The organism is Arthrobacter sp. StoSoilB13, assembly GCF_019977255.1.
GTDB lineage: Bacteria > Actinomycetota > Actinomycetes > Actinomycetales > Micrococcaceae > Arthrobacter.
Genome location: NZ_AP024649.1, coordinates 509,625 through 532,800 on the forward strand (window position 1 = coordinate 509,625; position 23,176 = coordinate 532,800).

The window sequence follows — 23,176 nt, forward strand, 5'->3', positions numbered from 1 at the left end:
AGGGCGGCAGGATGTGAGAGAACGTTCCCTAAAACCTCCGACCTAGCCGGACGAGACCGGACCTGTGGAGCCGCGGACGGTGAGATGGGTGGGCATGACGGAGCGGCTGCGGTTGCCACCTCCTGCCAAGGGGTTCAGTTGGGCCAGCAGCATGGACACCGCCACCCGGCCGGCTTGCTCGATGGGTGAGCTCATGGTCGTCAGAGGTGGGTTGCAGAAGTCGGCACCAAAGATGTCGTCGCAACCCACGATGCTCATATCTTCGGGCACGCGCAGGCCGCGTTCGCGAAGCCGCTGCAACATGCCGATTGCTATGAGGTCGTTGAAGACAATGCAGGCAGTCACTCCACTGTGGACTGCGGCATCGGCAGCGGCAGCGCCGGACTGCGTCTTTGGAGCAAAGGGGCCGAGGCTGCGAACATCCACCCCACGGTCCTCGGCCGCTGCGGACAGCGAGGCCCAGCGCCGGGCGCTCGACTGCGAGACTACCGGCCCGGCTACGTAGGCCACGGATGTGTGCCCCAGGGAAATAAGGTGGTCCAGCGCCTGCGGCATGGCGGATGGAGTATCGATGATGACGGCAGGAACGCCGACGACGTCACGGTTCACGGTGACCATGGGCATCTTGGCGGCAGCAGCGGCGAGGGACTCGTCATTCAAGCGGGAGGCTGCAACGATCACGCCGTCAGCGCTCTTGCGCAGCTGCTCCAGGGTGCTGGCCTCAACTTCATCGGATTCCTCGGTGTCCACCAGTAACTGTGTGTACCCTGCAGCCTTGAGTTGCAGCTGCGTTCCGCGGATGAGGTCGAAGTAGAACGGGTTGGTGATATCCGGCACCAGCACCCCAACTGCTCCGGTCCGGCCGGAGCTCAGTGCCTTTGCTTGGGAGTTCGGCGTGTAGTTAAGTTCGACGGCGGCAGCTTGGATCCGCTGCCGGGTGCGGATATTGACGCGGTCCGGGTTGGTGAGCGCCCGGGACACAGTAGATGCCGCGACTCCGCACAGGGCGGCAATGTCATGGATGGTGGCGGGGCCGGTCTGATGCCACGGGTTGTGTCGCCATGGGTGTTCCTCTCTGAACAACGGGTCATCCGGCTGTGATTGCTGCCACCCCGTTTATCAAGAATGCCACAGCATGGCAGATTGTGGCAATCGGTTGTCATAAGGATGCCAAGTTGGCTAAACTCAGGGAACAGCACCGCCTGTGAACTGTGTCACCGCAACCTTGCGGCGCCGCGAGGAACCAGCCGCCACAGGCACTATCTAGGAGATTTCGTGACTCAACCCAATGCCGTGTGGAGCCTGTCCGGTTTCGGCGATGAGATAGACCCCGATCCCGCGATCCAGGCCGCAGCACTCCTGGCCCTCGGCGCCAGCCACATCGAAGTCCGCAGCGCCTGGGACGCAAACGTGTCCGAGCTGGAAAAGGAAGCAGTGGAGCGGCTCAAAGGGATTTTTGACGAAAGAGGCCTCAAAGTCTCTGCCGTTGCCAGCCCCATAGGCAAGGTGGACGTCAGCCTTCCCGTGGAGCATGAGGTCAATCGGCTCCGCCAGATCATCTCAGTGGCCAAGGGCCTTGACGCCAAGTACGTCCGGATCTTCTCCTTCTACCGCGCCGAAGGCCAGAGCCAGGAAGAAATCCGGGATGCCGTCATGGAACGCATGAGGGCATTGGCTGCCGAGGGCCGAAGCCAGTGGAATCGTCCTGCTCCACGAAAACGAAAAGGGCATCTACGGCGATACGCCCGAGAGGGTGCTGGACATCATGGAGACTGTGGCCTCCCCGGCGCTCCGGGTGGCGTGGGATAACGCCAACTTCGTACAGGTAGGCGTCAAGCCTTACACCGAGGGCTATGCGATGCTGCGTCCGTACCTTGAGTACTTGCAGGTAAAGGATGCCTTGGCCGATACGGGTGAGGTGGTTCCTGCCGGGCAGGGTGACGGCGAACTGGATGCCACCATTGCCGCACTCAAGGCCGACGGCTTCACAGGCTTTGCCTCCTTGGAGCCGCACCTCGCCAACGCCCACGAGCTCGGTGGGTACTCCGGACCCGTAGCCTTCGGCATTGCTGCGAGGGCTTTCGCGAGCCTGGCGGCCAGGAATGGCGTCGAACTGGCCTGACAGCCGGCTCGGCCGCAACGCACCAGCACCATCCTTCAAAGGAGCAGGAAATGCCTACAGCGGCAGTCATCGGTTGCGGTGACATCTCAACGATCCACTTTTCGGCGATCTCAACCATGGACGATGTCCAGTTGGTCGGTGTCTGCGATACCGATCCCGGGCGGTTGCAAGGGGCAGCAGGCGCCCACAACGTGCCGGGGTACACGGACTATCTGGACATGCTGGAGAAGGCGCGTCCCGACGTCGTGCATCTTTGTACCCCGCACCACCTCCATGCCTCACTGGCAGCCGATTGCCTGGAGCGCGGCGTCAATGTGATCGTCGAGAAGCCTCTCGCGCACACGCTTGAAGAGGGGAAGCGGCTCATTCTTGCGGCTGAACGGAGCCATGCCAAGATCGCCGTCTGCTTCCAGAACCGCTACAACGCGACGTCCCAGGCAATGCGGAAAATGCTCGACGGCGGTGGGCTGGGTAGGGTAATCGGCGCATCGGCCACTGTCATGTGGCACCGGAACGGCGACTACTACCGCGACCGGCCTTGGCGCGGCACCTGGCTGGAGGGCGGCGGTGGCTTGATGATGAACCAGGCCATCCATACTGTCGATTTGCTTCAGTGGCTGGTTGGTGATGTTGCCAAGGTGGAAGGCCGGGCCTCGACGCGATCGCTGGCCGGCGTGATTGAGGTGGAAGACACCGCGGAGTTTGTTGCCGAGCACGTAAACGGCGCGCGGAGTGTCTTCTATGCAACTTTGGCCAATGCGGTCAATGCGCCGGTCTCGTTGGACATCGTGACCGAAAAGGCGACGCTCAGCCTGCGCGGCGACCTCACGGTGACTTACGACGACGGCACCGTGGATGTCATCCCGGAGCGGGTGGCGGAAACGGGCGGCAGGTCCTATTGGGGCGTCTCGCATGAGTTGCTGATCAAAGACTTTTACACCGGGCTCGAGGATGAGGGACCTTTCTGGATAAGTCCGGCAGAGGCAGCCAAGTCGCTCAGGATCGTCAAGGACATCTATGCGCAGAGCTATCCGGACCAGTTGGAGCTGGTGAGCTGAACCGCAGCCGGGTCTGCCGGCGATTCCGGCCCGAAGTTTCCGGCCATTTTCGCCTCCAATTCAGGGAACCGAGTCCAACATCCTGGCAACTTGGCAACATTTTCAGAAACTTTTGACAATCGGTTGCCAAGCCGGGATTCCTTCCGTAATGTAAGTCCCACACCGATAAAAATGTGGTCCACGCCACAACCTTCGTTCTGATTCGCGTCAGGCCAAAGACTCATTAGGAGCCGACAATGAAGTTAGGTCCAAAGGCGGCAGCAGCCGCCCTCGTACTCAGCGCCTCCCTGGCGCTCACCGCATGTGGCGGCGGAGGAGCCGGAGCTGGTTCAAACGCCGGTGGCGGAAAATCCATCACGGCCTTGACGCTGGGCACGCTCCGTGACATCACTTCGTGGGATCCTGCCCAGGCTCACGTCGGCCACGCACTACAGCCGTACCAGGCAGCCTATGACTCCCTGATCCTGCGCGAACCGGACGGCAAGCTCAGCCCCATGCTGGCCACCGCCTGGAAGTACAACGACACCAATACCAAGCTCACCGTGGACCTCCGGAAGGACGTCACGTTCAGCGATGGCGCCAAGTTCGACGCCACAGCAGCCAAGGCCAACCTGGACCACTTCAAGAAGGCCAACGGCCCGCAGATGGCCCAGCTCGGATCGGTATCGGACATCGCCGTGGTGGACGAGGACACCATCGACATCAACCTCAGCGCTCCAGAGCCGGCCTTGGAGTATTTCCTGAGCCAAGCCGCCGGCCTGATGGGCAGCCCCGCAGCGCTCGGCACTGATGCGATCAAGACCGTACCCGTTGGTTCCGGACCGTACGTGATGGACAAAGCGGCCTCGGTGAAAGATTCCCAGACGGTCTTCACCGCCCGCGAGGGATACTGGAACAAGGACCTGCAGAAGTACAAGAAGCTGACCCTGAAGATCCTCACCGATCCCACGGCCCGCACCAACGCCCTGGTTTCCGGCCAGATCGATGCCACGCTCCTGGATCCCAAGAACGGCAAGCAGGCAGAGGGTGCCAAGATGAAACTCGAAACCAACCAGGTTGACTGGTCAGGTTTGCTTCTTCTGGACCGGGACGGCACAAAGAACCCCGCACTTGCCAACGTCAAGGTCCGCCAGGCCATCAACTATGCATTCGACCGCAAGACCATTCTGGAACAGGTAATGCTGGGCCAAGGCACGCCTACTTCGCAGCCGTTCGGCAAGGAAAGCGGCGCCTGGACGGAGGAGCTGGAGAACTACTACAGCTACGATCCCGCCAAGGCCAAGCAACTGTTGAAGGACTCCGGCTTCGAGGGCAAGGTAACCCTTGACGTTCCCACCCTGCCCGGAGCTGAAACCCTTATCTCTGTCATGCAGCAACAGCTCGCGGACGTTGGAATCACCCTGAAACCGGGCGCGGCCATCACCAACACGTTCACCGCTGACGTCGCGGCACAGAAGTACCAGGCGCTCTTCTTCAACCTCTTCCAGGGTGAACCTACCGTTGCGATCGACCAGATCGTCTCCACCAAGGCGTTGTACAACCCCTTCAAGACCACCACACCTGAACTCGAGGCGAAGATCCAGGCTGTGCGCACCGGTGGCGAAGAGGCTGGCAAGCTGGCCCAGGAAGTCAACAAGTACGTTGTGGAACAGGCATGGTTCGCCCCGCTCTTCCGCGTGAACCAAATGTACTACCACAACGACAAAGTGAACGTCACCCCGCAAGTACAGCAGGCCGTTCCGTCCATCTATAACTACTCGCCCGCCAAGTAGGAACCCATGATCAAGTTCATTGCGAAAAGGCTGGGCAGCGGTCTGGTGGTGTTGTTCGTAGTCTCGGCGCTCACCTTCATCCTGCTGTACACCTCCAGCGGAAGCATCGCCCAAAATATCCTGGGTGACCAAGCCACACCTGAACAGGTGGCCATGAAGGAACAGGAGCTCGGTCTCGACCAGCCACTTGCAACGCGCTATTTCGCCTGGTTGGGCGATGCCTTGAGCGGAAACCTTGGAGCCTCCTGGTTCACCTCGGAGCCGGTGGCCAACTCCCTGGCCACCCGGATCCCGGTAACCATGACCATGGTTTTCGCCGCAATGATCCTGATCGCCATCTGCGCAGCCCTGATCGGCGTTGCTGCAGCGGTAAAGCGCGGCTGGGTTGACAGGGCAGTCCAGGTTGGCGCCATCATCGGCGACTCCATCCCCGGATACGTGATCGGCGTGTTCCTTGTGACTATCCTTGCCATCCAGCTGGGCCTCTTCCCGGCTACCAGCACTATCTCTCCCGAGGTGGGACCCGAGGCCTGGGTGTACTCCATGACCCTTCCGGTCATCGCCCTGCTCATCAATGGAGTGACCGGCGGGGCACAGCAAATCCGCAGTGCCGTGATCAAGCAGCTCGAGCGTGACTACGTCCGGACTTTGCGCAGCCGTGGCATTGGCGAGCGTGAAATCCTGTTCAAGCACGTGCTCCGCAGCGCCGCTCCGGCAGGCCTCACAGTATTGAGCCTGCAACTGATCGGCATGCTGGGAGGCGTGGTGATCATCGAGCAGATCTTCGCCCTTCCAGGAATGGGTCCCCTCGCAGTTACCGCAACAGGCCAGTCCGATCTTCCCGTAGTCATGGGAGTGGTGATGTACACCGTGGTGGTGGTCATCGTGGTGAACCTCCTGGTGGACATTCTCAATGGTTGGCTCAACCCGAAAGTACGTGTGTCATGAGCGATTCCGTAGATTCAGCGGCAATTTCCGCAAGTCCCGACTCCATGGGTGTGGCAGCGAAGGCCCCCGATGGACAAAGCGGTACCGTGGTGCGTTCCGGAATGATGCGCCGCCTCCTCAGGAACCCCCTGGGTATCGCCTCGCTGGTCATCCTGGGAAGCATCGCGTTGCTGGCTATTTTCGCCCCGGTTTTGGCTCCGTTTGAGGAGAACTTCGCGAACATCACCAAGACCTTGGCACCGGCGGACTCCGTGAACATCCTGGGGACTGACAGTGCAGGCCGCGATACCTGGAGCCGCCTGCTCTTCGGCGCCCAGCTCACCCTGTTGTCCGCCCTGCTGTGCGCAGGCGTGGCGATCGCCATCGGACTTCCCGCAGGCCTGATCGCCGGCTACTACGCGGGCAAGTTCGAAGCGGTCTCCAACTGGGTGGTCAGCATCCTCATGAGCCTGCCCGGCCTGATCGTTCTGCTCACCATCCGCGCGGCGTTCGGTCCATCCGTGTGGATTTCCATGATCGCCTTCGGTGTCCTCATCAGCCCGTCCTACTTCCGGTTGACACGCACCGCGGTCCAGTCGGTCCGCAACGAGCTCTACGTGGATGCCGCACGTGTCTCCGGCCTTTCGGACCTGAGCATCATCGCGCGCCATATCTTCTCCGTGGTCCGCGCACCGATCATCATCCAGACCGCAGCAATCGCGGGCGTGGCCATTGCCATCCAGTCCGGCCTTGAATTCCTGGGCCTTGGTGATCCCACCAAAGCAACATGGGGCGTCATGCTCTCGGAGGGCTTCAAGAACGTCTATCTCACCCCAACCCTGCTTCTCTGGCCGGCACTTGCCATGGCACTTACCATCGGTGGACTCGTCCTGCTTGGCAACGCTATCCGCGATGCCCTGGAAGACGGCGAAAAGATCAAGCACCGCAAGAAGAAGGTCGCCAAAGCCGAACGCAACGCTGCAGAACGCACGACGGCGGAACCCGCCAAGGCGCGCCAGTCACGCAAATCCGTGGCCGCCGTCGAGACCGGGACTGAGCATCACCTGGTCAAGGTGACCAACCTCGGCGTCGGATATCCGCAGGCTGATGGTTCCATCAAGAAGGTGGTGGACGACGTCTCGTTCCACGTGGACCGCGGCGAGATCCTGGGCATTGTGGGCGAATCGGGTTCGGGCAAGTCCCAGACCGCGTTCTCCATCCTGGGCCTGCTCCCGGACAACGCCAGGATTGTGGGCGGCTCCATCCAGTTCGACGGTAGCTACACCGTGGCCCCGGGCGAGGACCGCGTCAGCCAGGAGCGGTTGTCCAAGCTGCGCGGCAGGAGGATTTCCTACATTCCGCAGGAACCGATGAGCAACCTGGACCCGGCCTTCACCATTGGCTACCAGCTGGTCACCCCCATGGTCCGTGTCTTGGGAATCTCGAAGTCAGAAGCCCGCCAGCGTGCGCTCAAACTGCTCACCGACGTCGGCATTGCCAACCCGGAATTGACCTTTAACGCTTACCCGCACGAGGTTTCCGGTGGCATGGCCCAGCGCGTGCTCATCGCCGGTGCCATCAGCTGCGAACCGGACCTGGTCATCGCTGACGAACCCACCACGGCGCTGGACGTCACCGTCCAGGCGGATGTGCTGGACCTGCTCCGCGAATTGCAGCAGCGTCTGAACATCGGTGTGATCCTTGTGACCCACAACTTCGGCGTCGTCGCCGACCTCTGCGACCGTGTTGTTGTCATGCAGAACGGGCGGCTTGTTGAAGAGGGAACCGTCCGGGACATCCTCCGAAACCCGAAACAGCCATACACCCAGACCCTTCTTGGATCCATGCTCGAAGGAAAGACCCCCATGACGATGCTTGTATCACAGGACAAGGAGCCCGTCGCATGAGCCCCGTACAAAGCTCCCCGCTACTATCCGTGGACAACCTCGTGGTGGAGTACCCCAGCAAGCGGTTCAGGGCCAAGCCCTTCCGGGCCCTTACGGACATCAACATCAGCATTGGCCAAGGCGAGACCCTTGGCCTGGTGGGGGAGTCCGGATCGGGCAAGACCACCTTGGGCAGGGCTGTTCTGGGCCTCGCACCCGTCACGTCCGGAAAGGTGATTTTCGAAGGCAACGACATCAGCAACGCCTCGCGCAAGGAACGCCGGACACTGAGCCGGGACCTTCAGGTGGTGTTCCAGGACCCCTACACTTCGCTGAACCCGGCGCTGGAAATTGGAGACATCCTGGCTGAACCGCTGGGCGTTCAGGGCATGGAACCTGCAGCGGCCAAGAGGCGCGTCAAGGAACTGCTGGACCAGGTGGGCCTGCCCTCGGACGCGATCCACCGGCTACCGCGTGAGTTCAGCGGCGGCCAGCGCCAGCGTGTTGCAATTGCGCGGGCGTTGGCACTGTCACCCAAACTCATTGTCTGCGACGAACCGGTCAGCGCATTGGACCTCTCCACCCAGGGCCCGGGTGCTGGACCTCTTCCTGCAGATCCAAAGGGACACCGGGGTTTCCTACCTGTTCGTGTCCCACGACCTCGACGTCGTGCGGCACATCAGCCACCGCGTGGCCGTCATGTACCACGGTGAAATCGTGGAGCAAGGCCCCGCCGAGGTGGTCACCCGCGATCCTGAACACCCCTACACCCAGCGACTGTTGCTCGCCTCGCCCGTGCCGGATCCTGACCGCCAGGAACAGCGCCGGGCAGACCGCCACCGGCTGCTCGCAAACCAACTTAGCCAAATCGAACAGCAAGGTGCCGTGGCCTGAACAGCCCGGCATCCCATGACACATCCAGGGTCCGGAAGGGCCCGGAAACCCCGGAGGAAAAAGTGGCCACAATAGGCGTCCAAGCCATGATGCTGAAGGACAGTTTTGCTGACGTCGGAGCATTCGAAACGCTCCGCAAGGTCAGTGCGATCGGCTATAACGCCGTCGAGATTTCCCAGATCCCGATGACTCCGGAGAATGTGGGCGAGCTGGACCGGTCCCGCACGGAGCTGGGTATGGATATCGCCGCGCTTTCAGTCAATATTGAAGGCCGCAAGGGCATGCCGGTGGAGTCACTGGCAGAGAACTTCGACAAGATCGTGGACGATGCCAAGCGCCTGGATACCTCGCTGCTGCGCATCGGCATGCTTCCGTTCGGAGCGATGAAATCCCTGGATTCGGTGGTGGAATTCGCCAAACAAGCAAACGGTTATGCCGAACGGCTCCAGGAACAGGGCATCAGCCTTTACTATCACAACCACCACATTGAGTTCGCCAAGTTTGATGGCAGGTACATGCTGGACGTCATCGCCGGGAACTCCCCGGCCATGGGTATGGAGATTGACGTCCACTGGGTGCAGCGCGGAGGCCTGGACCCTGTGCGCACCCTCCAAAAGTACGCCGGCAAGACTGCCATGGTGCACCTCAAGGACTACAGGATCGGTCAGATGCCGGAATCGTCCTTCGGGCTCCTGGAGAAGGGCGACTTTCCCGGATTCATGGCGGAGTTCCGGAATGTGGTGCAGTTCGCTGAAGTGGGCGAAGGCAACCTGGACTTCCCATCCATCATTCCTGCCGCCCTGGCCGCTGGTGCCCAATATCTGCTTGTGGAGCAGGACGAACTGTACGGCCGGAGCGTCTGGGACGCACTCCAGACCTCGTACGACAACCTGGTGGCCATGGGCCACGCCGACCTTTTCTAGATTTCAACACAGGAGATTGCATTCATGAGCAAGAAAGTACGCCTCGGCATCATCGGCCTGGGCCAGCAAGGCGGCGCCTACGCCAAGTTCATCACGGACGGCTTGGTCCCGAACATGGAGATCGGCGCCATTTGCGATGTCGATCCTGCCAAGAAGGAACTTGCCGCCTCCCAGTACCCGAACGTCCCGTTCTATGACGACTACATTGCGCTGCTGGAAAGCGGTGCCGTTGATGCTGTCATCACCTGCGTGCCGCACTTCCTGCACCCCGAGATGGGCATCGAATCACTCAAGCGCGACATTCATGCGCTGGTGGAGAAGCCAGCCGGGGGTCTACACCAAGCAGGTCAAGGAACTCAACGAGTTCGCCGCTTCCAAGCCTGAGCTCTCCTTCGGCATCATGTTCAACCAGCGCAACAACCCGCTCTACAAGAAGCTCAAGGAAATCGTCGACGGCGGCGAGATCGGCAAGATCCGCCGCTCCAACTGGATCATCACCAACTGGTGGCGGCCGCAGGGTTACTACAACTCCAGCGAATGGCGGGCTACTTGGGGAGGCGAAGGTGGTGGCGTTCTGGTCAACCAGGCACCGCACCAGCTGGATCTCTGGCAGTGGATCTGTGGCGTCCCCCAATCTGTCTACTCCAAGGTGGCGTATGGCTTCCGCCGCGATATCGCGGTCGAGGATGAAGTCACCGCAGTTGTGGACTATGGCGACGGCGCCACGGGCGTTTTCGTGACGGCCACCCACGACATCGTGGGAACCGACAGATTCGAAATCCTCGGTGACCAGGGCAAGATCGTGGTGGAGGACAGCAAGGTGGCCACAGTCACCCGGCTGGTCAAGCCGGAGCGGGAAATCAGTGATTCGATGGATACGGAAGGCGTGCGCAAGCTCTTTATGGGTCAGTTGAACCGCGACGAGTTGTACAGCAGCGAGGTGATCGAGTTCGAGTCTGCGTGGGGCGGCCAGCACGCCGGTGTCCTGGAGAACTTTGCGGCCAACATCCTTGACGGCACTCCTCTGCTTGCTCCGGGCTCGGACGGTATCAACGGCGTCCGCCTGGCCAACGCCATCCACCTCTCCAGCTGGACCGGCAAGGAAGTTTCGCTGGACTTTGACGAGGATGAATTCCTGCAGGAGCTCAACAAGCGCATCGCGGAAGAGGGCAAGTTCCCCGAGCGCCGCTAGAGCGCGGTAGAGCGCCGGTAGAGGCTCGCCGGGATGTGAGGGAGTATCCAGACTGTTCCTCTCTCACATCCCGACGGCTTTTTGGCGTTCCTCTCTCACATCCCACCGGCTTTTTAGCGTTCCTCTCTCACATCCCACTGGGTTTTTGACGTTCCTCTCTCACATTCCACCGGGTTTTTGGCATTCCTCGATGGCAACCGGCCGTTTTTGTTGCCAAGCGGTCTAGGATGAAGCGGTGACTGACGTGACGAGCACCGCAGCAACTGCACCCACTAAGCGTGGCCGGGGGGAAAAGTCCTCCGCTACGATCTACGACATCGCCAAGCTCGCGGGCGTGAACCCGTCGACGGTGTCGCGTGCCCTCAGCAAGCCGGGCAGGGTCAGTGCCAAGACACAGAAAATTATCGAGGACGCGGCTGCGCAACTGAACTACCAGGTGAACCCGTTCGCCCGCGCGCTCCCCACTGGCCGCACGCAGACAATGGGTTTGATTGTCGCGGACATTACCAATCCCACCTTTTTCGACATCATCCGCGGTGCCGAAACCAGCGGATCGGCCCGCGATTACACGCTGGTCCTGGCGGAATCCGCTGAGTCGCCAGAGACCGAAGTCACCGCGGCGCGTCGCCTGTTGAGCACGGTCGACGGACTGATCCTGGCGAGTCCCCGCATGGACGACGACCACATCCGGGCCCTTTCGGCGGACAAGCCTGTGGTGGTCATTAACCGCAAGATCGACGGCGTCCCGTGCGTCGTTCCGGATGTGAACAAGGGCATCAGCGAGGCCGTGCGCAGCTTGGCAGCCAATGGGCACACCAATCTTGCCTACGTCGCGGGGCCTGCCCAGTCCTGGATGACAGGGCCGCCGGTGGGAGGGCGTCAAAGCTGCCTGCGAGTGGTCAAAGCTGGGTGCCCTGCGTTTGGAATCGTCCAAACCAACCGTCGACGGCGGCAGGCAAGTTGCGCGCGACGTCCTGGAAAGTGGAGCTACAGCCGTCATCACTTACAACGACCTCCTGGCCATCGGCTTGATGCAGGAATTGCAGGCTGGCGGCATGCGCGTTCCGGACCAAATCAGCATCGTTGGCTTCGATGACATTTTCGGCGCAGACTTCACCACCCCCGCACTGACGACCGTGCGTTCACCCCTGGGGGAATGCGGCACGCGTGCCGTGACCATCCTGTTGGACATGCTGCAAGGCCACGATGCCCCCAGCGAAGCTGTGAGCGTGGAGACCGAGCTCGTTGTGCGTGGCTCCAGTGGAAGGCTGCTGAGCTAGTCCCCAGTGTTTAGGCAAATGATTGTTGCAACGAGTTGGCAATTTTTGGCAACCGGTTGACAAGATGGCAAGGTGAACCGCAAGATTGACCTATGTCACAGTCCATCGCAGCACACCCTGACAGGCTTCTGCCCGCAGATCCCGGCACGCGCAGCATCGCGCGCTCCTTGCTGGAGCGCGTCCAGGACCTGCCCATCATTTCTCCGCACGGCCACGTTGACGCCGCTGTCCTTGAACAGAACACGCCCTTCCCTGACCCTGCAGCGCTCCTGGTCAGCCCGGACCACTACGTCACACGCCTGATCCACGCCAACGGTGTTCCGATGGATCAGTTGCTCACAGGTACAGCGTCCGCGCCTGATTCACGGGAGATTTGGAGGCAGTTCGTCCAGGCCTGGCCGCTGTTCGAGGGCACTGCCTCCGGGTACTGGCTGCGCACCCAATTCCACGAAGTGTTCAAACTCGGCGCAGACCTCAGTGAGATGCCGGCTGACGCCAGCTATGACGCGATCGCGGCCAAGCTGGTAGAGCCGGACTTCCGTCCTCGCCAGCTCTTCAAGGACTTCAACATTGAGGTCCTGGCCACCACGGATGATCCTCTGGACAACCTTGCCAGCCACAAGGCCCTCACCAATGACCCCAGCTTCAACGGCCGGGTGCTTCCCACGTTCCGACCGGATGCTTATCTGAATGTGGCGCATCCCAGCTGGAACGCCAACGTTGATCGTCTGATCGAAACTGCCGCCGACGGCGCAACGGGCTATGCAGGCTACATCGCGGCCCTGGAAAACCGGCGTCGCTACTTTGTTGAGCATGGCGCAGTTTCGGCGGATCACGGCGTGCGCACGCCTGCCACGCTCAAACTGCAAACCGCAGAAGCTGAAGCACTCTTTGAACGTGCCCGTGCCGGCAAGGCTACAGCCCAGGATCGTGATGCGTTCGAGGCCCACATGATGTACCAGATGGCACGCATGTCAGTGGCCGACGGATTGGTCATGACCATCCACCCTGGCTCGTACCGGAATCACCATGGCCCCACGTTCGAGTCCTTTGGTGCGGACACCGGCCACGATATTCCGTTCGCGGTGAACTACACCGAGGCCATCCGTCCGTTGCTGCAGGACTTTGGCACGGCCAAGGATTTCCACTTGGTGCTCTTCACCCTCGATGAGACCGTTTTTTTCCCGTGAACTCGCGCCGTTGGCCGGTTTCTATCCGTCTGTTTTCATCGGTGCGCCGTGGTGGTTCCTCGATGCTCCGGATGCCATGTTGCGCTTCCGCTCCGCAGTTACGGAAACCGCAGGTTTCTCGCGGTCCTCCGGCTTCATCGATGACACCCGCGCGTTCTGCTCCATTCCCGCACGGCACGACGCCTCCCGCAGGATTGAAGCTTCCTTCCTCGCGCGCCTTGTAGCCGAGCACCGTGTGACTGAAGCCCGCGCACACGAGCTGATTCTCGACGTCGTCGATTCCTCGCCACGCAGGGTGTTCAAACTATGAGCGTCGATGGGCTCCGGCGATTGAACCGTGAGGTCAAAGCGGTTGAAAAGGCTCCCGTGCGCATTGTGCACCTGGGACTCGGGGCCTTTCACCGTTCGCACCAGGCCTGGTACACACAGCATGCCGGCGACGCAGGGGACTGGGGCATCGCCTCGTTCACGGGGCGTCGTCCGGATGTCGCCAAGGTCCTTGCGGAACAGGACGGCCTCTTTACGTTGGTGGAACGATCCGATGCAGGGGATTCCTTTGAGGTTGTAGGCAGCGTTGTAGAAGCCATCGACGGCGCCAACATTGAACGATTGGTTGAACTGGTCTCAGCACCGCAAACAGCGGTGCTAACGCTGACCATCACGGAAGCAGCCTACGCACACGGCGCGGATGACCTTCCGCGGTTGGTCGCGGGGGAGCAACCCACGACGCCGTTGGGCCGCTTGGTCCTTGGCCTCGCCGCCCGCAGGGAGGCCGACGCCGGACCCCTCGCTGTGGTTTCCTGCGACAACCTCTCTGACAATGGAAACGTGGCCCGTGCGGGCGTAGCGGAAATCGCCCTGGGCTTTGACCCCGGACTCGCCGCCTGGATCGACAACAACGTCAGCTTTGTCAGCACATCGGTGGACCGCATCACGCCCCGCACTACGGCTGACGATGTTGCTCTGATCGGTGAGCAGTGCGGGTACAGGGACGAAGCCCCGGTGGTGACTGAACCGTTCCGCAACTGGGTGCTGAGCGGCCATTTCCCCCTCGGGCGTCCACGTTGGGAAGACGCTGGAGCGGTCTTCGTGGATGACATCGAACCCTACGAAAACCGCAAACTTTGGCTCCTCAACGGCGCGCATTCCATCCTTGCTTACGCAGGGCAGTTGCGCGGCCACACCACAGTGGCCCAGGCCCTGGGCGATGCGGTATGCCGTCAAGCGGTAGAGGAATTCTGGGACGAAGCCGCCAGGCACCTTCCCCGCGGGGAACTCCATATCCCTGAATACCGGACTGCATTGCTTGAACGTTTTGGGAACTCCCGGATCGCACATCATCTGGCCCAGATTGCCATGGACGGCAGCACCAAGCTCCGGATGCGTGCACTGCCGGTTCTCCGTGCGGAGCGCGCCGCGGGGCGAAGCGGCACTGCTGCGGCGAGAATGATCGCGGTGTGGTCTGCCTACATCGCGCTGAATCCTGGGCTTCAGGATCCCAGGGCTTCAGGTATTGCGGCTGCCAATGAACTCTCCGGAGGTGCCCGGGTTGCGGCGCTGCTGGGGCTTTTGGATCCAGACCTTGCCGATGAGCCAGGAGTCGTGGAGCTGATCCAGGAGCTGACCTCGGTTTGGGCCGCTCACCATGCCGGGACAGGGACAGCAGCCTAGGCTTCCCTTTTCCGGGGCTCGCGCGGTTGTCGCGCTGGCAACCGATTGCCAAAAATGGCAAACAATTCTAGACTCGTATTCAGTATTTGTGGTGAATATCGCATTGAGGCGAGAAGGAACCCTTCAACCCAGCCCAATCCCGAAAGGAAAAGCTGTGAAAATCATTGCCGCTGAAGTCTTCGTGACCAGCCCCTCCCGGAACTTCGTCACCCTGCGTATCACCACCGAGGATGGTGTGACGGGTATTGGTGATGCCACGCTGAACGGCCGGGAACTCGCCGTCGCCGCTTATCTCAAGGAGCATGTTGCGCAGCTGTTGATCGGGAAGGATCCGCACCGGATCGAGGACACGTGGCAGTTCCTGTACCGCAGCTCCTACTGGCGCCGGGGCCCGGTGACCATGGCCGCGATTGCTGCCGTGGACATGGCGTTGTGGGACATCAAGGGCAAGGTGGCCGGCATGCCCGTCTACCAGTTGCTGGGTGGCGCGTCCCGGAACGGGCTGCGGGCCTACGGCCATGCTTCCGGCTCGGACATTCCCTCGCTTTTCGACTCGGTCCGTGAGCACCTGGAACTCGGTTACAAGTCCATCCGAATTCAGACCGCGGTCCCGGGCATCAAGGCTGTGTACGGTGTGGCCGCCCAGGCCCAGGCGTCTGGCGAGCGTTACGACTACGAGCCGGCCGGCCGCGGGAACTTCCCGTTGGAGGAGGATTGGGACACCCGCGCGTACCTGCGTCACTTGCCGACGGTTTTCGAAGCCGTGCGGAATGAGTTCGGCCCGGAAATTCCGTTGCTCCACGATGGCCACCACCGGATGACGCCCATCCAGGCGGCCAAGCTGGGCAAGGCACTGGAACCGTACGACCTGTTCTGGTTGGAGGACTGCACCCCGGCCGAGAACCAGGAGGGGCTGCGCCTTGTCCGCCAGCACACCACAACGCCGCTGGCCATCGGTGAAATCTTCAATACCGTGTGGGACTACCAGACCCTCATCAAGGAACAGTTGATCGACTACGTCCGCGCGGCCTCCACACACTTTGGCGGTATCTCCCCGCTGAAGAAGGTCATGGATTTCGCCGCGCAGTACCAGATCAAGTCCGGCTTCCACGGCCCCACGGACATCTCCCCGGTGGGCTTCGCCGCCCAGCTGCATGTTGGCCTGGCCATCCACAACTACGGCATCCAGGAATACATGCAGCACTCGGACAAAACCAACGAGGTCTTCCAGCAGTCCATGACATTCAAAGACGGTTACCTGCACCCCGGGGACGAGCCCGGCATCGGCGTCGAGTTCAACGAGGAAGCGGCCGCTGCGTTCCCGTACCAGCAGGCATACCTGCCGTACAACCGCCTCGTGGACGGCACGGTCCATGACTGGTAAGCCGGTTCCTTCGGCAGGCGACGCCCGGCACCACATCGTGGTGATGGGCGTGGCCGGCTGCGGCAAAAGCACCGTAGGTGCCGCCCTCGCTGAACGCCTCGGAGCTGAATTCCTAGACGGCGATTCGCTGCACCCGCAATCAAACATCGACAAGATGGCCTCGGGCACTCCGCTGAACGACGACGACCGGGCACCCTGGTTGGCCGGAATCGGCAGGCGATTCACGGCGTCGAACTCTGCTCTTGTTATTGCCTGCAGCGCCCTCAAGCGCTCCTACCGGGACATCATCCGCAGCGGCGATCCATCCGTGGTGTTCGTGCACCTGTATGGCACGCGCGAGTTGCTGAATGAACGCATGAACGCCCGACCCGGACACTTCATGCCAGCCTCGCTCCTTGATTCACAATTAGCTACTTTGGAGCCCTTGCAGGACGACGAAGCGGGAATAGTCCTGGATATCGCCTTATCCGTGGAGGAGATCGTGGATGAAGTGACCCTGGCTTTGAGTGGACATGCTGAAGCGCCGTCCAGGCCATTCCTGGTGGACCTCAAAGCTGCTCCCTTCCATCTTGATGACGCAGCTGTCGCATGGGTGGAGAACACGATCGGCTCAATGACCCTCGAGGAGAAGATCGGGCAGCTGTTCATCAACCACAACAACGATTACTCCCCGGAGTACCTCGACAGCGTGCTGGAGAAATTCCATGTGGGCGGCATGCGCTACCGGCCGGGTCCCTCGGCGGCTGTCCAGGAACACATCCGTTACGCGCAGTCCAAAACCCGCATCCCGCTGCTCATCGCTTCCAACCCGGAGATGGGCGGAGCGGGCAGTTGCGACGACGGCACGTTCGTGGCCACGCACCTGCAGGCTGGTTCACACCCGGACAAGGCAATCGCCCGGCAAATGGGCCAGGTTGCCGGCGTCGAAACGGCTGCGCTGGGCTGTAACTGGGCGTTCGCGCCGATCGTGGACATCCACTGCAACTGGCGGAACACGGTCATCTCCACCCGGGCGTTCGGCAATACGCCGGAGATTGTGGTGGAGCGTGCCAAGGAGTACTTCGACGGAATCAGCGAGTCGCAAACTGTTTGCGCCGTGAAGCATTTCCCGGGCGACGGCGTTGATGAGCGTGACCAGCATGTGGTCACGTCTTACAACACGCTCGACTATGACCAGTGGAACAAGACCTACGGGCACGTGTACCGCGAAATGATCGGGCACGGCGTGCAGTCGATCATGGTGGGGCACATCGGTGCTCCCGAGGTGTCCAGGCATTTCCGTCCCGGGCTGTCGGACTCCGAGGTGTTGCCGGCGACACTGGCTCCTGAACTGCTGCAGGACCTCCTGCGAGGCGAGCTCGGCTTCAACGGGCTGGTGCTCACGGACGCTTCGCTCATGGTCGGCTTGACGCAGGCAATGAAGCGGCGCGATTTGGTGCCTGCCACCATAGCGGCCGGCTGCGACATGTTCCTCTTCTTCCGCAATCCCGACGAGGACTTCCAATACATGGTGGACGGCTACAAATCCGGCGTCATCACCGAGGGCCCGTCTCCACGATGCGTTGCGCAGGATCCTGGGGTTGAAGGCAACGCTGGGATTGCACCGGATTGAGCGTGACGATCTGGTGCCGTCCGCAGAAGCATTGGCCGTCATCGGCAGCGACGCGCACCGTGCAATTGCCGCAGACGTTGCGGACAAGACCGTCACGCTTGTCAAGGACACGGCCCGGAACCTGCCCATCACGCCCGGGACGCACAAACGCATCCGGCTCTATGGCATTTCGGGCGGGGCGGACTTTACCCGCGCAGATCCGCTGGCTTATTTGGACATGGTCAAGGAGGAACTGGAATCCGCGGGGTTTGAAGTGCATGTATTCAAAACTGCGGAGCAGCGTGAAGCTGCGGGGGAGTCCGGCATGAACTTCATGAGGGTGCTCGCCGAGGAAGCAACGGGCGACTACGCAGAGAAGTACGACGCCGCATTCGTGTTTGCCAACGTCAAGGGCTTCGCGCAGGAGGCGGCAATACGGATCAAGTGGTCCTCGCCCATGGCTGCTGAAATTCCTTGGTACGCCACGGAAGTTCCCACTGTCTTTGTTTCCCTGAACCAGCCGAACCATCTGATCGATGTACCCATGGTCAAGACCGCCATTCACGCTCACGCAGGAACGCGCGAGGCCATCCGTGCCACCATCCTGAAAATCCAAGGTAAGTCCGAGTTCCAGGGAACGTTCAACGAGAACGTCTTCTGCGATTCGTTCGACACCCGGCTCTAGCTCCCCACTTTCGGCGGGGACGTGCTCCTCCACGCCATCACGGTGGAGCACTGCAAGCCCGGCACTGCCCACAAGGCGGTGCCGGGCTCTTCCTTTCCCAGGGAACGCGAACGCGCGCCAATTGTGAACGCTAACAACGATTCAAGTCAAGAATTTCCCGCAGGGATTACTGCCGAGTAGCGTTATAACCAAATTGTGATCCAATCCACTTGACCGACGGTATTGTTAGCGTTCACAATGGCAGTCGTATCACCTTGAAGTGGCATGTGCCGCCCCCAGCACACAGGCCAACCCAGCTTCACCGTGCCGGACGCGCAGATGCTCCGGCTGCATCAGAGTTCGCGGCAAAGCTGCCGCGGAAGGAGAGCATCGTGAGATTAAAGAAACTCCTGGGCGCCGTAGCGGTTGTCCTTACCTTGACCGTGGGAGCCACGGGCTGCGGGAGCCGCGGAGGAGCTGCAGAATCCAGCAGCACCGCCAAGCCCAGCGATTCGCTGGTAGGCATTTCGATGCCGACCCAGACGTCCGAGCGTTGGATTGCCGATGGCGCCAACGTTGAGAAATCCTTGAAGGACCTTGGTTACAAGACTGACCTTCAGTTCGCCAACGATGACATCCCTACGCAGGTCTCCCAGATCGAGAACATGCTGACCAAGGGCGCCAAGGCACTGATCATCGCAGCAATTGACGGCACCACGCTGACCGACGTCCTGGCCAAGGCCAAGGAACAGAACGTTAAGGTCATCGCCTACGACCGCCTCATCAACGGAACACCGAACGTTGACTACTACACCACCTTCGACAACTACACCGTAGGTGTCCAGCAGGCTACGTCACTGCTCACCGGCCTTGGCCTGGTGGACGCAAGTGGCAAGAAGGTTGATGGCAAGGGCCCGTTCAACGTGGAGCTCTTCGCCGGAAGCCCGGATGACAACAACGCCAACTTCTTCTGGACTGGCGCCATGGACACCCTCAAGCCGTACCTGGATGCAGGCACCTTGAAGGTTCCCAGCGGCCAGACCAAGTTCGAGCAGGCAGCCATCCTGCGCTGGCAGGCACCCGTTGCCCAGAAGCGCATGGAAGACATCCTGACCTCGGCTTACAGCTCCGGCACCAAGCTGGACGGTGTGCTCTCCCCGTATGACGGCCTGTCTATCGGCATCATCTCGGCCCTGACCAGCACGGGTGGCTACTCCACCGGAAAGCTGCCGGTAGTTACCGGCCAGGACGCCGAAAAGGGCTCCGTGAAGTCCATCATCGCCGGCGAGCAGTACTCCACGATCTTCAAGGACACCCGCCAGCTCGGAGCTCAGGCCGTGAAGATGGTTGACGCCGTGCTCAAGGGCAACGAGCCGGAAACGAACGACACCAAGACCTACAACAACAAGGTCAAGGTTGTTCCGGCCTTCCTCCTGAAGTCCGTCATCATCACCAAGGACAACTACAAGAAGGAACTCATCGACTCGGGCTACTACAAGGAATCCGACGTCAAGTAAGCACTTCCTTCGGGTTGTGGTCCCGCTGCCAGAGCGCTGCCAGAGCGCTGCCAAGCGCTGCCAGGCGCTGCCAGGCGCTGCTAAAGCGGGGCGGGGCCACAACCCACCATGAGCCGGCCGAATCCCCGGCCAGGCCAAGTTCCAACCAGTCAGTGGGAATTGACGATGAACGTACCCATTCTTCAAATGCGAGGAATAACCAAGACCTTCCCCGGGGTCAAGGCCCTTCAGGATGTCACCCTGGATGTAAACCGCGGCGAAGTCCACGCCATCTGTGGAGAGAACGGCGCCGGGAAATCCACCCTGATGAAGGTGTTGTCCGGGGTCTACCCGCACAACTCCTTTGACGGCGACATCCTTTTTGAGAACGAACCCTGCGAATTCAACAGCATCTCCGACAGTGAGAAGCGCGGGATCGTGATCATCCACCAGGAGCTGGCTCTTAGCCCGTACCTTTCCATCGCTGAGAACATTTACCTCGGCAACGAGTTGGCAAACAACGGCTGGGTGGATTGGCGGAAAACCAACCTCGAAGCCGCCAAGCTGCTTGCCCGTGTAGGTCTGAGCGAAAACCCGGTCACACCCATCCAGCACATCAGTGTTGGCAAGCAGCAGCTCGTGGAGATTGCCAAGGCGCTCTCCAAAGAGGTGAAGCTGCTCATCCTGGATGAGCCAACCGCTGCACTGAACGATGAAGACTCGGACCACCTGCTGGACCTCATCCTGCACCTCAAGGGCCAGGGCGTCACCAGCATCATCATCAGCCACAAACTCAACGAGATCCGCAAGGTTGCTGACGCCGTCACTATCATCCGTGACGGCAAGTCCATTGAGACGCTGCGCCTGGACCAGGGCCAGATCACCCAGGAACGCATCATCCGCGGCATGGTGGGACGTGACCTTGAAAGCCTCTATCCGGACCGGACTCCGAACATCGGCGAGGAAGTCCTCCGCATTGAAGACTGGACCGTCCAGCATCCCCAGGACCACAGCCGCATCGTTGTGCACAACGCCACCCTGAACGTCCGCAAGGGCGAAGTGGTGGGCTTGGCCGGCCTTATGGGCGCGGGCCGCACCGAGCTGGCCATGAGCGTTTTCGGCCGGACGTACGGACGCGCCGTTTCGGGCAAGGTCTACAAGTACGGCGAAGAGATCAACACTTCCACGGTTTCCGACGCGATCGATCATGGCATTGCCTACGCCACCGAGGACCGCAAGCATTATGGCCTGAACCTGATCGAGGACATCAAACGGAATATCTCCATGGCGGCGCTGAACAAGCTGGCCAAACGTGGCTGGGTTGATGGCAACAAAGAGACCACCGTCGCCAACCATTACCGCAAGAGCATGAACATCAAGGCGCCGTCCGTGGCAGCCATCACCGGCAAGCTCTCCGGCGGTAACCAGCAGAAAGTGGTGCTGAGCAAGTGGATGTTCTCGGATCCGGACGTTCTGATCCTGGACGAACCAACCCGGGGCATCGACGTTGGCGCCAAGTTCGAGATCTACACGATCATCAATGAACTCGCAGCCGCCGGGAAAGCCGTGATCGTGATCTCCTCGGAGCTGCCTGAGCTCCTGGGCATTTGCGACAGGATCTACACGCTGTCCGCAGGGCACATCACCGGCGAGGTCCCCATCGCCGAGGCCACCCAGGAAACCCTCATGCACTTCATGACTCAAGAGAAGGAATAGCCAACATGTCCGCCCTACGAGAATCCCTTGGCTTCCTCACAAGCCGCCTCCGCCAGGTTGGCATCTTCGTCGCCCTGATCCTGATCGTTATCCTCTTCCAGGTCCTGACGAACGGCATCCTGCTTGAACCGCAGAACGTCAGCAACCTGGTGGTCCAGAACAGCTACATCCTGATCCTCGCCATTGGCATGGTGATGGTCATCATCGCCGGCCACATCGACCTCTCCGTCGGATCCATCGCCGGGTTCATCGGTGCTGTGGCCGGCGTGATGATCGTGCACTGGGGCTGGGCGTGGTGGCTGGCCATTCCGGCTTGCCTCCTGGTAGGTGCCTTGGTGGGTGCCTGGCAGGGCTACTGGATTGCCTATGTGGGCATTCCAGCCTTCATCGTCACCCTGGCCGGCATGCTCATCTTCCGCGGCCCTGACGCTCATCACCCTGAAGAACCAGCAGATCACCCCGTTCCCCAACGAGTTGCGGGCGCTCGGTGGAGGTTTCCTCCCCGATATCTCCGGGGGCACCTCCGTACTGGAATGGCTGACCGTCATCCTGGGCGTCGGCGGCACCGCAGCCATTCTCTTCCAAGCCATCAAGGAGCGCCGTGTCCGGCGCAAGTTCAACCTTGAGAACGAGCCGATGGCATGGTTTGCCGTCAAGAACGGCTTCATCGCTGTGCTGATGCTGATCATCACCTTCCTCCTGGCCAGCTACCGTGGAACGCCGATCGTGCTGATCGTGCTGGCAGTCCTGGTGATCCTGTACTCGGCATTGATGAACAACAGCATCTTCGGGCGCCACACCTACGCCATTGGTGGCAACCTGCATGCAGCAGAGCTCTCCGGCATAAAGACCAAGAAGGTAACCTTCCGGTTGTTCGTCAACATGGGCGTCCTCGCCGCGTTGGCTGGTTTGGTGTTCACAGCCCGACTGAACTCTGCCCAGCCTGCTGGCGGTACCGGCTTTGAACTGGACTCCATTGCTGCCGCCTTCATCGGTGGCGCGGCCGTCCAAGGCGGCATCGGTACCGTTGCGGGAGCAATGATCGGTGGCCTCATCATGGGCGTCCTGAACAACGGTATGTCCATCCTGGGTCTGGGAACCGACTACCAGCAGCTCATCAAGGGCCTGGTTCTCCTCCTTGCAGTCGGCTTCGACATCTTCAACAAGAACCGGACAGGTGCTGGTGGAGGATCATCAATCAGCCGCCGCTTCAAGTGGAAGACCACGCCTCCGGCAACCGAAGCTACCAAACCTGCCAAGACTGAACCTGTGCGGGTAGACGTCAAATAGCAAGAATCCCTGGATTGGCCTGCATCCTGCTCGAGCTGAGCTGTCCTGCTCAGAGTGAAGAGCCGGATGCGGGCCAATCCTGTCCAAGCCCGCCATACGAATCCATAAAGTGAGGTGCGG

At 60.9% G+C, this 23,176-nt stretch carries 11 protein-coding genes and 7 pseudogenes; 17 read left to right on the top strand and 1 reads right to left on the bottom strand.

Going from position 1 to position 23,176, the window contains the following annotated elements; genetic code table 11:
* Positions 1-42: 42 nt before the first annotated feature.
* A complete protein-coding gene (locus tag LDP01_RS20960; protein ID WP_224093975.1) occupies positions 43-1,083 on the bottom strand; it encodes a LacI family DNA-binding transcriptional regulator in 1,041 nt (346 codons plus the stop codon).
* Positions 1,084-1,275: 192 nt separating this feature from the next.
* Between LDP01_RS20960 and LDP01_RS20965 the strand changes: the two are divergent.
* The 17 genes and pseudogenes from LDP01_RS20965 to mmsB all read left to right on the top strand — a co-directional run bounded on the left by LDP01_RS20965 (position 1,276) and on the right by mmsB (position 23,056).
* A pseudogene (locus LDP01_RS20965) lies at positions 1,276-2,122 on the top strand (sugar phosphate isomerase/epimerase family protein).
* A gap of 50 nt (positions 2,123-2,172) precedes the next feature.
* Complete coding sequence (locus LDP01_RS20970; RefSeq protein ID WP_224093977.1) at positions 2,173-3,180, top strand: Gfo/Idh/MocA family protein; 1,008 nt, start codon at positions 2,173-2,175, stop codon at positions 3,178-3,180.
* 236 nt (positions 3,181-3,416) lie between these two features.
* The gene (locus LDP01_RS20975) at positions 3,417-4,952 is read left to right on the top strand and encodes an ABC transporter substrate-binding protein (protein ID WP_224093979.1); all 1,536 of its coding nucleotides are present in this window, start codon (positions 3,417-3,419) and stop codon (positions 4,950-4,952) included.
* A gap of 6 nt (positions 4,953-4,958) precedes the next feature.
* Positions 4,959-5,900 (top strand): ABC transporter permease, encoded by a 942-nt coding sequence (locus tag LDP01_RS20980; protein ID WP_224093987.1) that lies wholly within the window; start codon positions 4,959-4,961, stop codon positions 5,898-5,900.
* On the top strand, positions 5,897-7,786 hold the full coding sequence (locus LDP01_RS20985) for a dipeptide/oligopeptide/nickel ABC transporter permease/ATP-binding protein (RefSeq protein ID WP_224093988.1): 1,890 nt from the start codon (positions 5,897-5,899) through the stop codon (positions 7,784-7,786). The genes LDP01_RS20980 and LDP01_RS20985 overlap by 4 nt, the downstream gene beginning before the upstream one ends.
* Positions 7,783-8,659, top strand: a pseudogene (locus tag LDP01_RS20990) (ATP-binding cassette domain-containing protein). Before LDP01_RS20985 ends, LDP01_RS20990 begins: the two are co-directional and overlap by 4 nt.
* Positions 8,660-8,745: 86 nt before the next feature.
* The gene (locus tag LDP01_RS20995; RefSeq protein ID WP_224095106.1) at positions 8,746-9,582 is read left to right on the top strand and encodes a sugar phosphate isomerase/epimerase family protein; all 837 of its coding nucleotides are present in this window, start codon (positions 8,746-8,748) and stop codon (positions 9,580-9,582) included.
* A 24-nt stretch (positions 9,583-9,606) separates the two neighbouring features.
* Positions 9,607-10,774, top strand: a pseudogene (locus LDP01_RS21000) (Gfo/Idh/MocA family protein).
* 349 nt (positions 10,775-11,123) lie between these two features.
* A pseudogene (locus LDP01_RS23525) lies at positions 11,124-11,579 on the top strand (LacI family DNA-binding transcriptional regulator); the annotation flags it as partial.
* A gap of 115 nt (positions 11,580-11,694) precedes the next feature.
* Positions 11,695-12,054, top strand: a complete 360-nt coding sequence (locus LDP01_RS23530) for a LacI family DNA-binding transcriptional regulator (protein ID WP_263433796.1) — start codon at positions 11,695-11,697, stop codon at positions 12,052-12,054.
* 92 nt (positions 12,055-12,146) lie between these two features.
* A pseudogene (gene uxaC, locus LDP01_RS21010) lies at positions 12,147-13,554 on the top strand (glucuronate isomerase).
* Positions 13,551-14,915 carry a mannitol dehydrogenase family protein gene (locus LDP01_RS21015; RefSeq protein ID WP_224093990.1) on the top strand — a complete coding sequence of 455 codons (1,365 nt, stop codon included), beginning with the start codon at positions 13,551-13,553 and terminating at the stop codon, positions 14,913-14,915. The pseudogene uxaC and the gene LDP01_RS21015 overlap by 4 nt, the downstream one beginning before the upstream one ends.
* Before the next feature lie 154 nt (positions 14,916-15,069).
* The gene (manD, locus tag LDP01_RS21020; RefSeq protein ID WP_224093992.1) at positions 15,070-16,299 is read left to right on the top strand and encodes a D-mannonate dehydratase ManD; all 1,230 of its coding nucleotides are present in this window, start codon (positions 15,070-15,072) and stop codon (positions 16,297-16,299) included.
* A pseudogene (locus LDP01_RS21025) lies at positions 16,289-18,575 on the top strand (gluconokinase, GntK/IdnK-type). Before manD ends, LDP01_RS21025 begins: the two are co-directional and overlap by 11 nt.
* 371 nt (positions 18,576-18,946) lie before the next feature.
* Positions 18,947-20,071, top strand: coding sequence for a multiple monosaccharide ABC transporter substrate-binding protein (chvE, locus tag LDP01_RS21030; protein ID WP_224093994.1), 1,125 nt, complete (start codon positions 18,947-18,949; stop codon positions 20,069-20,071).
* A gap of 165 nt (positions 20,072-20,236) precedes the next feature.
* Entirely contained in the window at positions 20,237-21,766 is a 1,530-nt protein-coding gene (gene mmsA / locus LDP01_RS21035; RefSeq protein WP_224093996.1) for a multiple monosaccharide ABC transporter ATP-binding protein, read from the top strand.
* A gap of 5 nt (positions 21,767-21,771) precedes the next feature.
* A pseudogene (gene mmsB / locus LDP01_RS21040) lies at positions 21,772-23,056 on the top strand (multiple monosaccharide ABC transporter permease).
* The last annotated feature ends 120 nt before the right edge of the window (positions 23,057-23,176 follow it).